General features: G+C 31.5%; 15 protein-coding genes and 1 riboswitch. Of the genes, 8 read left to right on the forward strand and 7 right to left on the reverse strand.

The genetic code is table 11. From position 1 onward, the window contains the following. Positions 1–89: 89 nt before the first annotated feature. Both SJY43_RS08340 and SJY43_RS08345 read right to left on the reverse strand, forming a co-directional pair. On the reverse strand, positions 90–1,121 hold the full coding sequence (locus tag SJY43_RS08340; RefSeq protein WP_396603371.1) for a FecCD family ABC transporter permease: 1,032 nt from the start codon (positions 1,119–1,121) through the stop codon (positions 90–92). Next, positions 1,122–2,267 carry an ABC transporter substrate-binding protein gene (locus tag SJY43_RS08345; protein ID WP_396603372.1) on the reverse strand — a complete coding sequence of 382 codons (1,146 nt, stop codon included), beginning with the start codon at positions 2,265–2,267 and terminating at the stop codon, positions 1,122–1,124. Positions 2,268–2,475: 208 nt separating this feature from the next. Beyond that, a riboswitch (cobalamin riboswitch) is annotated at positions 2,476–2,753 on the forward strand. Between the two features lie 30 nt (positions 2,754–2,783). Here SJY43_RS08345 and SJY43_RS08350 point away from each other — a divergent pair. Then, complete coding sequence (locus SJY43_RS08350) at positions 2,784–4,610, forward strand: TonB-dependent receptor plug domain-containing protein (protein ID WP_396603373.1); 1,827 nt, start codon at positions 2,784–2,786, stop codon at positions 4,608–4,610. A gap of 2 nt (positions 4,611–4,612) precedes the next feature. Then, positions 4,613–5,680, forward strand: a complete 1,068-nt coding sequence (locus SJY43_RS08355) for a YncE family protein (protein WP_396603374.1) — start codon at positions 4,613–4,615, stop codon at positions 5,678–5,680. 85 nt (positions 5,681–5,765) lie between these two features. Here the strand turns inward: SJY43_RS08355 and SJY43_RS08360 are convergent, their stop codons facing one another. Both SJY43_RS08360 and SJY43_RS08365 read right to left on the reverse strand, forming a co-directional pair. Beyond that, positions 5,766–6,488 (reverse strand): diphthine--ammonia ligase, encoded by a 723-nt coding sequence (locus tag SJY43_RS08360; RefSeq protein WP_396603375.1) that lies wholly within the window; start codon positions 6,486–6,488, stop codon positions 5,766–5,768. Between the two features lie 10 nt (positions 6,489–6,498). Continuing rightward, positions 6,499–7,932 (reverse strand): S41 family peptidase, encoded by a 1,434-nt coding sequence (locus SJY43_RS08365; RefSeq protein WP_396600288.1) that lies wholly within the window; start codon positions 7,930–7,932, stop codon positions 6,499–6,501. A 381-nt stretch (positions 7,933–8,313) separates the two neighbouring features. On the opposite strand from SJY43_RS08365, the gene SJY43_RS08370 reads away from it, so the two are divergent. The 4 genes from SJY43_RS08370 to SJY43_RS08385 are packed head-to-tail and all read left to right on the forward strand — an operon-like array spanning position 8,314 to position 10,444. Next, the gene (locus SJY43_RS08370; RefSeq protein ID WP_396600289.1) at positions 8,314–8,823 is read left to right on the forward strand and encodes an RNA polymerase sigma factor; all 510 of its coding nucleotides are present in this window, start codon (positions 8,314–8,316) and stop codon (positions 8,821–8,823) included. Then, positions 8,810–9,286, forward strand: coding sequence for a hypothetical protein (locus tag SJY43_RS08375; RefSeq protein WP_396600290.1), 477 nt, complete (start codon positions 8,810–8,812; stop codon positions 9,284–9,286). The genes SJY43_RS08370 and SJY43_RS08375 overlap by 14 nt, the downstream gene beginning before the upstream one ends. Before the next feature lie 38 nt (positions 9,287–9,324). Further along, on the forward strand, positions 9,325–9,885 hold the full coding sequence (locus tag SJY43_RS08380) for a DUF4252 domain-containing protein (protein ID WP_396600291.1): 561 nt from the start codon (positions 9,325–9,327) through the stop codon (positions 9,883–9,885). Between the two features lie 16 nt (positions 9,886–9,901). Next, on the forward strand, positions 9,902–10,444 hold the full coding sequence (locus SJY43_RS08385) for a DUF4252 domain-containing protein (protein ID WP_396600292.1): 543 nt from the start codon (positions 9,902–9,904) through the stop codon (positions 10,442–10,444). Positions 10,445–10,677: 233 nt separating this feature from the next. Here the strand turns inward: SJY43_RS08385 and SJY43_RS08390 are convergent, their stop codons facing one another. From SJY43_RS08390 to SJY43_RS08400, 3 genes are all read right to left on the reverse strand, one after another. After that, the gene (locus tag SJY43_RS08390; RefSeq protein ID WP_396600293.1) at positions 10,678–10,860 is read right to left on the reverse strand and encodes a hypothetical protein; all 183 of its coding nucleotides are present in this window, start codon (positions 10,858–10,860) and stop codon (positions 10,678–10,680) included. A 10-nt stretch (positions 10,861–10,870) separates the two neighbouring features. After that, positions 10,871–12,214, reverse strand: a complete 1,344-nt coding sequence (gene purB / locus SJY43_RS08395) for an adenylosuccinate lyase (RefSeq protein WP_396600294.1) — start codon at positions 12,212–12,214, stop codon at positions 10,871–10,873. A 75-nt stretch (positions 12,215–12,289) separates the two neighbouring features. After that, on the reverse strand, positions 12,290–12,868 hold the full coding sequence (locus tag SJY43_RS08400; RefSeq protein ID WP_396600295.1) for an adenylosuccinate lyase: 579 nt from the start codon (positions 12,866–12,868) through the stop codon (positions 12,290–12,292). Positions 12,869–12,904: 36 nt separating this feature from the next. On the opposite strand from SJY43_RS08400, the gene SJY43_RS08405 reads away from it, so the two are divergent. Together SJY43_RS08405 and SJY43_RS08410 are read left to right on the forward strand one after the other, a co-directional pair. Further along, on the forward strand, positions 12,905–13,378 hold the full coding sequence (locus SJY43_RS08405; RefSeq protein WP_396600296.1) for a heme-binding domain-containing protein: 474 nt from the start codon (positions 12,905–12,907) through the stop codon (positions 13,376–13,378). Between the two features lie 74 nt (positions 13,379–13,452). Further along, positions 13,453–14,688: a glycosyltransferase gene (locus SJY43_RS08410; RefSeq protein ID WP_396600297.1), complete on the forward strand. Its 1,236-nt coding sequence runs from the start codon at positions 13,453–13,455 to the stop codon at positions 14,686–14,688. Positions 14,689–14,727 lie beyond the last annotated feature (39 nt).

Below are 14,727 nucleotides of genomic sequence, written 5' to 3' on the forward strand. Positions count from 1 at the left end.
TCCAATATCTAATTCCCAAAAGCAATCTCGTACTTTCTAACGGGGTGTTTTGGAATTTTGTTTTTGATATTTTGGAATTTATAATCATATTAAAATACCATTTTTCGTTTTCTTACTAATAACCAAATAACCACGGGAGCACCTATTAAAGCTGTTATAGCGTTAATTGGTAATGTGAAATCACTATTAGGTAATTGTGCAATGCTATCGCAAATTAGCATGACAATAGCGCCAAATAAAAATACCGCAGGTAATAGTATTTTATGATTTGAAGTGTTGAAAACTTGCCTAGTTATATGTGGAATAGCTAAACCTATAAAAGCAATTGGGCCTGCAAAAGCTGTAATGGTTCCTGCTAATAAGCTAGTGGCGATAATAATTATTAGTCTGCTTTTTTTTATGTTTAAGCCTAAACTTTTTGCATAGTTTTCACCTAAAAGTAATGTGTTTAATGATTTGATGGAGGCGATGCTTAGAATAAGCCCTAAGCTATAAATAATAAACAAAATGATAAGGTCTTCCCAAGATAAATCGCCAAGACTACCAAAGCCCCAAAATACATATTGTTGTAATTGTTGTGCAGAGCCAAAATAGGAGAGTACGCTAACAATTGCTGCGGTTAAACTAGCAAACATGAGTCCTATTATTAAAATAGCCATAGTATCTCTTACTTTAATAGATACCATTAACACCGCAAGCAATACTAAAAAACTTCCCAAACTAGCGGCAATTACAATACCCCATTTTGAAACAAAAAGAGATGCAAATAAACCACCAAAAAGCCCAGAACCTAAAATTACTAAAGCAACACCTAAACTAGCTCCAGAACTAATACCCAATACAAAAGGACCTGCTAATGGATTTCTAAATAAGGTTTGCATTAACAATCCCGATATACCTAATCCAGAGCCAACAATAATGGCTGTTAAAGCTTTTGGTAATCTATAGTTTTGTACAATATGCTGCCATGTTTCTTGTTCTGTTGGATTCCCAATTAGACTATTAAAAATAGACTTTAAAGGAATGGAAACAGAGCCTAAACTAATGTTCATAAAAAAGCATAGTATCAAAATAGTGATAAGTACTATAAACGATATTTTGTATGTATTTTTATTTGGCAATTATTCTAAAGTTTTAAAAAAGCGAGGCTTATAGTTTTTTAGTAATTCTGGATGACAGATTTTTATAAGGTCTTTTAAAACTAAATCTGGCCTTGACATACCTAATTCATAATACAAAACACCACCAGAGGCGCCTGTTGTATTGTTGAAACTATAGATAGTTTTATTTTTAAAGGCATCAAAAAGCGCATGATTTTCGTTGCCATTTTTTAAAGCTTCCAAACTTGAGTAATTTGAAGGACTTAACCAAATATCAGCGGTATTGGCTTTTACAAAAACCGATTCAAAATTTAATTTTAAACTACCAACTCCTTTGGTGTCTTGCCATAAGTAATTTACGTTGGCATCTTTTAGAAGTTGCGCCTCGGTACTTGTGCCGTTTGGTAAATACCAAATATCACTATGCATGGCACCGCTTAAAACTGTAGGTTTAGTATTTATGTTTTTTGCTAATTTTTTCGCTTCTAAATAATTCTTTTCAATGGTGTTAAAAATAGAATCGGCTTCTTTTTCTTTATTGTATAATGCGCCAAAGAATTTTATCCATTCGGCTTTAGCAAGCGGAGAACTCTCAACCCAATCGCCATTAAAAACAACCGGAATTCCAGATTTTTTAATGGTTTCTAAAGAACGATTATTACCATCAATTCCAAAACCTACAACTAAATCTGGGTTTAATTCTAGGAGTACTTCAGTATTTAATCCTTCGTTTTTTCCAAGCTCTCTAATACTTCCATTATCAATACGTTCTCTTATTTTTTCAGAAGAAATATAATCTGTTCCAGGGAATCCTATTAATGTTTGTTCAGCATCTAAAAGGTCTAACGCAGGAATATGTGTAGTGGAGGTGACTACTATTTTTTGAATAGGATTAATAATAATACCATCATATTCATTTTTTAAAAAGCTTGTTTTTGCCGCATTTTCTTTACTTATTAAAACGTAACGATAATTTTTTTCAGCTTTAGGCCAAGGCTTTGTAATGTTTAAAATTTTATAATTCTCATATTCTGTAATTGAAAACCCTTTAGCGTATTTTAAAACAATGTCTTGTTTTTTATTTAATGTTTGGAGGTGCTTTTTAGTTTCTTTTTTACAGTTAAAAAAGACTAGAGTAACAACTAATAAAAAATATTTAAACTTCATAAATCGATGTAACATTTGTAGCACACTAAATAATTAAAGGTTTTTATCTTTGCGAAAAATATAAAACTCATGCGAGACGGGTCAAATTTAACAATATATATAGTAGCTGGAGTTATTATAGTTCATTTTCTTGCAGGCTTTATTTATCTTATTTATAAATTGAATAAGAAAAAGTAAATTTTACTTATCTACTTTGTTAAAAACATTTACTTTTACATCGAAATTTGGTTCTGTTTAGTTTTTGCTAAAAGGATTAAAAGGGAATCTGGTGCAATTTATAATTAATTCCAGAACTGTTCCCGCAACTGTAAGTTTATACTGTGTTTATTTATTCATAATTTACTATTTATTAAATAGGTGTTTATGAATTTTCGATTTCAGTACCTCGTATAGAGGGTGTTGTACACTACAAACCACTGGCCTAGGCTGGGAAGGAAAAGCAACATAAAATAAGTCAGGAGACCTGCCATTTTCATCATCTAAAACAACTCTCGGGAGAAGGGTTTTTAAAGATTTATGAAGCAGACACTTATTTTATTAGTATTCATTTTTAGTTTTTCTTTTGCATCTACTGCTCAGATAGACTCTATCCAAAAGTTAGATGAAGTTATTCTTAGTGATAGTAAGCTGAAAAATTATGCTTCTGGAGTTAAAATAGAAATATTAACAGATTCTGTAATACAGGTTAATGCTGTTTCATTAACTAATTTATTAGCCTTCAATTCTAATATTTATTTTAAAGAGAATGGTTCTGGTATGGTGTCATCGCCATCATTTAGAGGGACTAACGCATCTCAAACTGCAGTAGTTTGGAATGGCATAAATATAAACTCACAGCTTAACGGACAAACAGATTTTAATACTATTAATACTTCAAATTATGATGGTATAGATATAAGAAGTGGAGGTGGGAGTGTACAATATGGTAGCGGTGCTATTGGCGGTAGTATTCATTTAAATAATAAGTTAAGTTTTACCGAGCATTTCGAAACGGTTTTAAGAACTGGTTATGGAAGCTTTAATTCTAAAAATTTAGGTTTTAAAACCGGTTTTGGAAGTAAGCAATGGACGGGAAATGTTGCTGTTACTTATGTAGATTCAGATAACGACTATAAATATCTAGGTACCGATAGCGTAAATGAAAACGGTGAATTTAACAACCTTAATTTAAATGCCAATTTGGGGTTTTATTTATCTGATAAGGATATTATAAAGCTTTACCACCAAAGTTATTTTGGTGATCGAAATTTATCGGGTACAATAGCCGGGCCTTCTAGAAGCAAATATGAAGACGAAAACTTTAGAACCATGCTGGAATGGTCTCGGATTTCAGGAAAGTTTAGTTCAAAAATTAAAACTGTTCATTTACATGAAATGTTTAAATACTTTGAAAACAAAGACAAAGATAATTTTAGTTTAGGCAGCGTCAATACATTTTTGGTTAATCATAATTTTAATGTGCGGTTTAACGATAAATTACAGTTTAAAACCATTTTAGAATATTCAAATACAAAAGGAAAAGGAGATAGTTTTCTTGAGCCGGTAAGAAACGCGTTTTCTGCCACTACGTTGCTTAATCATAAACTTAATACCATTATAAGTTATGGTGTTAACCTAAGACAGGATTTTATAACAGGAGGTGAGAGACCCTTTGTATTTTCTGTTGATGCTGGTTTTGATTTATTTGAACATTATAAAATTCAAATAAACGGCTCTAAAAATTATCGCATTCCTACTTTTAATGATTTGTATTGGCAACCTGGAGGTAATATAGATTTAGTTTCAGAATCATCTTATCAAATAGATTTTGGTCAGCAATTTAATTATGACGCTTTCAATATTAAACTAAACGGATATTATATCAATACAAAAGATATGATTCAATGGCTCCCAAATAGTACAGGTTTATGGTCGCCAATAAACATAGGTGAAGTTGCCAATTATGGCGCAGAGTTAGAAGTGAAATCGCATTATAATATTGGTAATCATTATTTTAAATTTTCTGGACATTATTCTTATACTGTTTCAGAGAATTTAGAAACCAATAAGCAACTTATTTATGTGCCTTTTCACAAAGGGAATTTAAATATGGCTTATAATTTAAAGCGCTTATCTCTTTTTTATCAACATATTTTTAATGGTGAAGTTTTTATTATAGGAAACACATTATCCAATTATGATTTCGGAAACATAGGCGTTAGTTATTTGTTCAACCAGAATCGGGAAATAAATTTTAAAGTAGATTTTAAATTAAACAATGTATATAACACATATTACGAAAACGTGGCTTTAAGACCCATGCCAAATAGAAATTTTCAAATACAAACAACAATTAAATTTTAAAAATGAAAAGTAACAAATTAAAAGTATTAGGTTTAGCAGTAATAACCCTTTTTTCATCTTGTAGTAATGATGAAGATGATGTGGTAATGCCAAAAGGCGATTATGAAGATGGAATTATAATTTCTCATGAAGGTAATTTTGGGCAAGGAAATGCATCAATATCGTTTGTGTCCGATGATTTTTTAACGGTAGAAAACAATGTTTTTAGTAATGTAAATAGTACGCTTTTGGGAGATACTGCTCAAAGTATGGCATTTAGTGACGAGTTAGCTTATGTTGTTTTAAACGTTTCTAATAAAATTGAAGTTGTAAATCGGTATACTTTTGAGTCTGTTGCAACTATTAACACAGGCTTAGTTAATCCAAGATACATGGCTATTTCTAATGGTATAGGTTATGTTACAAATTGGGGTGATGGTGGTGATGCTACTGATGATTACATAGCGGTAATCGATTTAGCTACTAACACAATTATAAATACTATTTCTGTTGATGAAGGACCAGAGCGAATTATAGAAGATGATAACCAATTATTTGTATCTCATAAAGGCGGTTGGAGTGTAAACAATATTGTTTCTGTTATTGATGCTGAAACTAACGAGGTTGAAACAATTACTGTTGATGATGTTCCAGATGAAATGATTATAAATGATGAAGGAAATTTAGTAGTTTTATGTGAAGGAGCAACGCAATATGATGCTAGCTGGAATGTTACAGGACATACCGATGGAAGTATTGTTAAAATTGATGTTTCTGATAATTCTATTATTTCGACTTTAAGTTTTAATGAAGAGATATATCCAAGTTTAATGGCGTACAGCGATGGAGAAATTTTTTATCAAGCAGGAGGAGCGATATACAGTTTATTAGATGGAGCAACAAGTTTACCTACTACCAGCATTATTAGCGATTCTTTTTATGGAATGTCTGTTGATAATGATATGTTTTATGGGGTTAAAACAGACTTTTTTGCAGGAACTGGTGAGCTATTAATTTATGATTTAACGTCAAATTCATTAAATGCAACTGAAACGTTAAATGTAGGAGCATCTAAAATATATTTTAATTAAGGCAAAAGGTATGTTTGCCTAAAGTTTAATTAAGAAATAACTTTTATTATTTTGAAGAAAGACTGTCATTATTTGGCAGTCTTTTTTATGGTATTAAATCGCAATACCAAACTCCATATTTTTCAGAGTCATTTTTACAAATAGAATCGTTGTCTGTTTTTGGTGTAATGTATTCTCTGTATACTTTTTCGCCAATAGTAAATTCAATAGGTTCTTTAAAAATAGGGCCATCGAAACAAAAGGTATGAAACTCACCATTTTCACCGCAAGGGTCTACATCTTCCGGTAAATTATTAATAAAGTGTTTGTCTATAACGGTTCCAACAAAATCTTCTCCAAAATATTTTGAATTGGCGCACACAATAATGGTTTTAAAACCCAAATCTAAAAACTCATTAAGTAATGCTTTAGTGTCTTGTTTCCAAAGTGGAAATATAGCTTTAAACCCTTGTTTTGCTAATTGGTTTTCTCTGTAAGTTCTTAAATCTTCAAGAAAAATATCGCCAAATGCCGTATGTGTAAACCCTGCTTTTTTTAATCTAGAAGTGGTTTCTAGCATTTTTTGCTCATAAAGTTGCATACTTGGCATTTCAGGAAGTTCTATTAAACTTGCTGGTATGTTTAGCGATTTGGTTTGAGCTTCTAGCAATTCTTTTCTTAAACCATGCATGGAAACACGGTTGTAATGGCTATTAACTGTAGTGATTAATTCATTAACCGTATAACGATGGTCTTGTAATAAATGATATAGCGCTAATGCTGAATCTTTACCAGAACTCCAGTTAAAATATGTTTTGTGTTTATTCACATGTATTGGTTTAATCTATTATCATTCCACCTTCATACGGGTTTAAATCGTTACTATCCATTAATAATTTAAAGGATTGTGTAGATTTTGATTTAATCTCTGAAACTTTACCCGTTGAGTTTTCAATATCAGCAAGCGCAAGAGCAAGCATAGGCTCGTCAACATCGCCCAGAACACCAAAGTTAAAAGGGTTTTCTATATATTCATAATTAAAAGAAGGTGGTAAACCCGTTCCTGGAACTGAAACATTATTTTTATTCACACCAATGGCAACTAAAGGTTGCATGGCGTAAGTATGATTGGAGTTAGCACCTGTTCTTCCAAAATTTGGAGAATCATAAAGAGTAATTGAGGCTTGTGTTTTTCCAACTGTAGTTGTGCCTATTTGAATAATATTATCTAAATATGGTTCTAACCCATTAATTAAACCTTCGCTTGCAGAAGCAGATCTGCCAGTTGCAAGCACGTATAATTTATCTAAGCCTAAACTATTGATTGAAGCACCGTTGTCTAACTTGTTAGCGAAATTATAATCGATATTATCGCCCTGTGACGTACTATTGTATATGAGTTTTTGAAAAAGCTCTCCAGTATACTGTCCTGTTACCATACTAGCTAAAAAGCGTTCAACATTAACGCTTCCTCCTGGGTTGTATCTTAAATCTAAAACAAGGTGTTGGATATTATTAGATTTAAAGTCACTAAAAACAGCATTTAATTCTGTTTCTGATCCCGCAGTAAATCCATTATACATTAAATAGCCAACATTTTCTCCGCCTATATTGAAAATTTCAGTTTTAAAAATTGGGTCTTCGGTGTATAATGTTTTGGTTAAGGTTATGTTTTCTCCAGTAGGGTCTATAGAATCGTCGGTTGTTTCAATAGTACCTTTATCATTATAAAACCCAAGGTTTAATGTGTAGGTGTCTTGACTTAATAGTGTTCTGTAATTATCATTGGTAATTCCAACACCATCAACTGCATAAAAAACATCTCCCCTTTTTAAATTGTTATTATCTGCTGGGCCGTTTGGTAATACTAAGCGTATAACGCCATAAGCATCTGTAGTGCTATTAGGTGAGTCATATATACTATATTCCATAGCATTAGTTACCGTGTTACCTGTAAATAATTGTTCTAAAGCGAGATAGTTATCGACTATCCAACTAAACCTATCAACAGTTTCTCGCTCATATATAAGGCTTTCAAATAATTCGAAAGGTGAATCGAAGTCGTTTAAATAACTTGAATATTCTGCATTTCCCGAAAACCGATTGTCTGAAAGATCACTAATATTATCTTTATATAAATATTTTTCATTCATACCACTCCAAACAAAATCATTAATGTCTCTAGTTGTAACAGGAATATCATCCCCATCTTCAAAACAACTGGTTACAAATATGGTAGCAAGAATTAAGGTTAAGGCGTTTAACTTTTTCATTTATGAAATTTTATATAGGTAGTCTGAAAACTTTAAATTTACTTACTTTATTGTATACATCCTACTCTTGTTTATAAATATGGAATATTAGTTAGGGTTTTGCTGTAATTTGGCAGATAAACCCGCGTAAGGCCTGCCTGCCGGTAGGCAGGGATTGAAGTGGATAGCCCACAGCGCCTTTTTTTGGCGAGAGGACTTGAAACGAAACATTTATGTTCATGAATTCAAATATATAAAATAGAAAAGCATGAATGAAAGCCCAACCCCTTGTGGGTTACGCCCATATTTTTATTTTTTTTAAATTGTTGTGTAACAAAACAAATACTGTGTCGTCATAATATTAAATAGCCGTAACTAAGCTGTTTATTAAACCAAACCAAAATGACTCAAAAGGAGTTTTTAAATATTGTAATGCCTTTTAAGGATAAAGTTTTTCGTTTAGCGAAACGATTGCTGGTATCTACAGAAGAGGCTGAAGATGCCACACAAGAAGTGTTGTTGAAATTATGGAAGAACAAGGTGAAAATTGCTGAGTATAAAAATGTTGAGGCTTTTTCGATGACTATGACAAAGAATTATTGTTTTGATAAATTAAAATCGAAACAATCGCAGAATTTGAAACTTGTGCATAGTAATTATGAAGAGAAAAATACGCCTTTACAAAAACAGGTTGAATTAAATGATAGTGTAAGTTGGGTGGCGAAAATTATTGAAGATTTACCAGAACAACAACGCATGATAATTCAATTAAGAGATATAGAAGATTATGATTTTGATGAGATTGCTAAAATGCTAGATATGAATAATACAGCAGTACGTGTAGCCTTATCGAGAGCAAGAAAAACAATAAGAGAAAAATTAACAAATACACACAGTTATGGTGTTAAATAATATAGAAAAATTACTTGAAAAGTACGAAAACGGTGAAACATCGCTTAAAGAAGAGCAGCAGTTAAAAAACTATTTTTCGCAAGAAACTGTAGCGCCACATTTAGAGATTTATAAGCCTATGTTCACGTATTTTTTGGTAAACAAGCAGGAGCAATTTACTAAAGACATTCCATTAGAAACTAAACGTAATTTTAATTACAAATGGATTTCTGTCGCAGCAGTAGCGTTGTTAATGTTAGGGTTTTATTTTGGTACATCAATAGGTCAAGGTGATTTAGGTACTTACGAAGACCCGCAATTAGCTTTTAACGAGTTTTCGAAATCTATGGAAATGATTTCTTCTAAATTCAACAAAGGCGCATCAACAGTTGGTTATCTTAATGAGGTTAATAAAGGAACTTCAACTCTAGGATATCTTAATGAAGTTGAAAACACAACAAGTATAATTTTTAAAAGAAATTAATAAAAAGAATGAACACAATTAAATTAAAAACAAGAACAATGAAAAATAAATTAATAGTATTAGTAATGGCCATTATGTTATTACCGTTTACGGGAATGGCTCAGAAAAATATATTTGAGAAATATAGTGATAACGCTGATGTTACCTATGTATCTATTAAACCTAAAATGTTTCAGATGATAGCCAAAATGGGTATTAATGTTGAAGATGCTGAAGCAAAAGCATATATGGATATGGTACAAAGTATAACGAGTTTTAAAACTATTGTTACAGATAATCAAGCTATAGCGACAGATATTTCTAAATGGGTAAAATCACGCTCAGGTGGCTTAGAAGAGTTAATGGAAGTTAAAGATGATGGAACAGAAGTGAAGTTTTACGTAAAGGAAGGTAAAGATGCAGACCACGTTAAAGAACTTTTGATTTTTGTAGATGGTATTGATAAGATGATGGAAGATAAAATTGAAATTAATGGAAGAGAACGTAAAATCGAAACGGTTGTGGTGTCGCTTACTGGTGATATAGATCTTAATCAAATTTCTAAGCTTACCGATAAAATGAATATTCCAGGTGGGCAACATTTAGAAAAGAATAATTAATACTTAATCATCAATCATGCAACGAACAATCAAATTTTTAGCATACACATTATTTACCGCAGTTATTTTAACTAGCTGTGGTAATGATGCTAGTTTGCAACATTATTATGTAGATCATCAAGAGTCTAAAAACTTTATATCTCAAGATTTTCCACTCTCACTAATAGAGATTGATAAGTCTGAATTTACTGAAGCGCAAACTGAAGCTTACGAATCTGTAAACAAGCTTAATTTTCTAGGGTTTAAGGCTAATGATACAAATACTGAAACTTATAATACTGAAATGGCTAAAGTGAAAGCTATTTTAAGTGATAGTAAGTATAACGATTTAATGGATTTTAGTGATAAAGGCAACAAAATATCTGTAAAGTACATTGGTACAGATGAGGAAGCAGATGAGGTTGTTATTTTTGGAAGTGCTAAAGACATGGGATTTGGAATTGTAAGGATATTGGGAGACGATATGAACCCAGAAAAAATGGTTACTCTAATTACTGCATTGCAAAATGCAAATATAGAAGAAGGTCAAATAGAGAATATTATGAATTTCTTTAAATAATACCAAATGAATTTTAAAATGATTGATAATAAATTTGAGTTATATTTTCTTTAAATAAAAATAGAAAATATAAGCATAGCCTTAGTTAAGGTTCTATTTTGTATTGAAATATAAAGGAAATAGAAACTAATTTAATCGATTGTTTTGTAATTATGTTAATGTTAAAAGGCTTCCTATTGGAAGCCTTTTTTGTTTATAAATGTATTTTTTATTAATTACGTTAAATATTTATTCTACTCTTGATTTTCTTTTTTAGATTTCGATTTAGAATAAAAAATGTTGATAACAACTGTGAAAAACATAATCGTAAGAATTGTTAAAACAACAAAATTGTTAAGAATTTCAAGTACTCCAAAAACAAAAATACCAACAGCCATAAGCCCAGATAGTATTAATGATTGTTTGTCGTTTAACATGCTGTTGTTCTTAAATTCCTGTATAATTACTAGGAGTAATACGTTTTAATTCTTCTTTTATTGTGTTAGAGACTTCTAAAGTATCAATAAAATTTGATATAGAATCTTGGTTTATTTTTTCGTTTGTTCTTGTTAAGCCTTTTAAAGCTTCGTATGGGTTAGGATATGCCTCTCGACGTAAAATGGTTTGAATAGCTTCTGCAACTACAGCCCAGTTGTTTTCTAAATCTTCAGCAAATTTACTTTCGTTTAAAAGTAATTTGTTTAATCCTTTTAAAGTCGATTTAAATCCAATTAGCGTATGTCCGAAAGGAACTCCAACGTTTCTTAAAACAGTACTATCTGTTAAATCACGTTGTAATCTAGAAACTGGTAATTTAGCCGATAGGTGTTCGAAAATAGCGTTCGCTATACCTAAGTTTCCTTCAGAGTTTTCAAAATCTATAGGGTTAACTTTATGAGGCATTGCAGAACTACCAACTTCGCCAGCTTTAATTTTTTGTTTAAAATAATCCATTGAAACATAAGTCCAAATGTCTCTATCTAAATCTAGGATGATTGTGTTGATGCGTTTTAGAGTATCAAACAATGCAGCCATATGGTCGTAATGCTCAATTTGTGTTGTAGGGAAGGAGTGTTGTAATCCTAATTTTTCTTGAACAAACTGCCCGCCAAAAGCTTTCCAGTCAATATCTGGATATGCTACATGGTGCGCGTTAAAATTACCTGTTGCCCCACCAAATTTAGCAGCACTTGGTATATCATTCAATAAATTAAATTGCTCTTCTAAACGTACTACAAAAACTTCAATTTCTTTACCAAGTCTGGTAGGAGATGCAGGTTGACCATGTGTTCTTGCCAACATTGAAATTGCTGCCCAATCTTTAGATAAAGCTTTTAATTTTTCTAAAACGATAAAATATTCAGGAACGTAAACATCGTTCATGGCTTCCTTAATGCTTAAAGGAATTGCCGTATTGTTAATGTCTTGAGAAGTTAAACCAAAGTGGATAAACTCTTTATATTCAGATAAGTCTAAAGCATCAAATTGTTCTTTTATAAAATACTCAACCGCCTTTACATCATGATTGGTAACACTTTCAATTTTTTTAATTGCTAAGGCATCATCAGAAGAAAAATCTTTGTAAATCGCTCTTAAATTGTCAAAAATAGCACTATCAATAGATTTAAGTTGAGGTAAAGGAATTTCGCAAAGCGCAATAAAGTATTCTATTTCTACTAAAACACGATATTTTATTAAGGCTTCTTCAGAGAAATATGGAGCTAATTCACTTACTTTACTTCTATAACGACCATCAATTGGAGAGACGGCATTTAATGCTGATAATGACATAGTTTTGTTTGGTTTTAAGAAGTTGCAAAGATAGAATTTTTAGACTGAAGACGGAAGATTGAAGATGGAAGTTTTTTAGTTTTTAGCCGATATTTTTTTAATCTTTTTCAAAATCTGTCGTGCTCTAGCTTTGAAAGCAGCACTTTGTTTAGAGAAGTCTTCTTCTAAAATACGCGCTAATTCTGGGTATACCCAATCATATTCTTTCCCGAATAAAAATAACGTTGTCATACTATATGCTTTTGGTGCCACTTTCACATCGTTTATCATAAAATCAAAACAGTTTTCTATTATGCGTTCCTTATGTATTTCGGTAAGGTTTTTTTTAATTTTGTTATCTGTTTTGTCAGTATAAGCTTTTGCAAGAAATTCGCATATTTTGGCAACAGGTCTTTCGGCTGAATCTAAATGAACTTTATGCATATTTTCTGTAAAAACATCTAAATACGGAATTATAGTTTCTATATCCTCGTTACACATAAACTCAAATACCCAAGCCGCACGTGGTGATATTTTGTCATCAACATTAAATAAAATATCCAATAATTTAGGAATTAAATCAGGGTTGCTTTGCATTAATTTTGCATAAAACAAACGTTTTTCTCGCGAATGATTTACGTAGTTTAATTCGTTGTAGAGTTGCTCTGTAGTCAAAAGGTTTTCTTATTTTTATAGAATAAAAGTATAAAAATGAAAAATATAAAAAAAGTAATTATTCTATTACTAATAGGATTCATAATTGCTCAATTTTTTGGACCAGATAAAAATGAAGGGGAAATAGCATCTATGGATGCGTTTATGGCAGAAACTAATCCACCAGAAGATGTGAAGATTATTCTGCAAGAAGCTTGTATAGATTGCCATAGTGATGTTACAAGATACCCTTGGTATAATAATATAACACCAGTAAATTACTGGTTGGCTGATCATGTTAAACATGGCAAGAAACATTTCAATATTTCGAAATGGGAAGGTAACTCTGTTAAGCGAAAAGACCATAAATTTGAAGAGCTTATAGAAATGGTTGAAGAAAAAGAAATGCCTTTAAACTCTTATACATGGACGCATTCTGAAGCAAAACTTAGCGATGCACAAATTAAATCTGTAATTGATTGGGCGAAATTGGTTCGTGTAAAATATGGTTTAGAACCAAAGGCTGAATAAAAGCCCAACCTTATTCTTAAAGCCCCAACCTATCCTTCCCCGAAGGGGAAGCGAAAGCAGGATTTTAAAATTTTATGGAGAAAAAATTACTGATTATTGGTTTTGTTTGGCCAGAGCCTAAAAGTTCGGCTGCTGGTAGTAGGATGATGCAGCTTATTGGTGTTTTTCAATCTGAAAATTATCAAATTACATTTGCAAGTCCTTGTGCTAAAAGTGATAACGCATTTAACTTAGAAAGTATAAATGTGTCTCAAGTTGCTATTGAATTAAATAATGGATCTTTTGATGATTATGTTAAAACCTTGAACCCGGATGTTGTGCTTTTTGATCGTTTTATGATGGAAGAACAATTTGGATGGCGCGTTACAGAACAATGTCCAAATGCTTTAAAGGTTTTAGATACTGAAGATTTACATGGTTTGCGTAAAGGCAGGCAGCAAGCGTTTAAGGATAATAAAACTTTTGATGAAGGCTACTTGTTTAGCGACATTGCAAAACGAGAAATTGCTAGTGTATATAGAAGTGATTTAACCTTAATTATTTCTGAAGTTGAAATGGATATTCTAAAAAATCAATTTAAAGTTGATGAATCAATTTTGTTGTATTCGCCTTTTATGATGAATCCAATTTCTAAAGAGGAAATACAATCACTACCAAAATTTGAAAATAGAAATCACTTTATAACGATTGGGAATTTTTTGCATGAACCCAATTATAATGCTGTTTTGTATTTAAAAGAAACCATTTGGCCATTAATTAGAAAACAGTTGCCAAAAGCAGAATTACACATTTATGGCGCCTATGCGTCACAAAAAGTGAATCAATTACATAATGATAAACAAGGATTTTTGATTAAAGGATTTGCTGAAGATGTAAATGAAGTGATGCAACACGCAAAAGTATGTTTAGCACCCATTCGTTTTGGTGCAGGTTTGAAAGGAAAGCTTATTGACGCTATGAAAAACGGAGTGCCATGTGTAACAACAAGCATTGGGGCAGAAGGGATGTTTGGTGATTTAAATGCTAACGGTTTTATTGCAGATAACCCCGATGTATTTGTAGAGAAAGCAATCCAATTATTTCAAGATGAACCACTTTGGGAGTCTAAGCAACAAAATGGTTTTAAAATTGTAAACCTACGTTTTAATAAAAACGAACAACAAGACAGCTTTATAAACCGACTTAAAGAAACTTCAGAACACCTTAATAAACACCGACTCAATAACTTTACAGGGCAAATGCTTCAGCATCATGCATTCCAAAGCACAAAATTTATGAGCAGGTGGATTGAAGAAAAGAACAAGAATTAATTATCTTTATTAGCGTTTAAATGTCAATTAACCCTTTCC

It is taken from the genome of Algibacter sp. R77976, assembly GCF_044594645.1.
GTDB lineage: Bacteria > Bacteroidota > Bacteroidia > Flavobacteriales > Flavobacteriaceae > Algibacter_B.

Coding starts and splice junctions, on each gene's coding strand:
- SJY43_RS08370 (WP_396600289.1), top strand. CDS start 8,314: ATGACTCAAAAGGAGTTTTTAAATATTGTAATGCCTTTTAAGGATAAA.
- SJY43_RS08410 (WP_396600297.1), top strand. CDS start 13,453: ATGGAGAAAAAATTACTGATTATTGGTTTTGTTTGGCCAGAGCCTAAA.
- SJY43_RS08385 (WP_396600292.1), top strand. CDS start 9,902: ATGCAACGAACAATCAAATTTTTAGCATACACATTATTTACCGCAGTT.
- SJY43_RS08345 (WP_396603372.1), bottom strand. CDS start 2,267: ATGAAGTTTAAATATTTTTTATTAGTTGTTACTCTAGTCTTTTTTAAC.
- SJY43_RS08365 (WP_396600288.1), bottom strand. CDS start 7,932: ATGAAAAAGTTAAACGCCTTAACCTTAATTCTTGCTACCATATTTGTA.
- SJY43_RS08405 (WP_396600296.1), top strand. CDS start 12,905: ATGAAAAATATAAAAAAAGTAATTATTCTATTACTAATAGGATTCATA.
- SJY43_RS08380 (WP_396600291.1), top strand. CDS start 9,325: ATGAAAAATAAATTAATAGTATTAGTAATGGCCATTATGTTATTACCG.
- purB (WP_396600294.1), bottom strand. CDS start 12,214: ATGTCATTATCAGCATTAAATGCCGTCTCTCCAATTGATGGTCGTTAT.
- SJY43_RS08390 (WP_396600293.1), bottom strand. CDS start 10,860: ATGTTAAACGACAAACAATCATTAATACTATCTGGGCTTATGGCTGTT.
- SJY43_RS08355 (WP_396603374.1), top strand. CDS start 4,613: ATGAAAAGTAACAAATTAAAAGTATTAGGTTTAGCAGTAATAACCCTT.
- SJY43_RS08350 (WP_396603373.1), top strand. CDS start 2,784: ATGAAGCAGACACTTATTTTATTAGTATTCATTTTTAGTTTTTCTTTT.
- SJY43_RS08375 (WP_396600290.1), top strand. CDS start 8,810: ATGGTGTTAAATAATATAGAAAAATTACTTGAAAAGTACGAAAACGGT.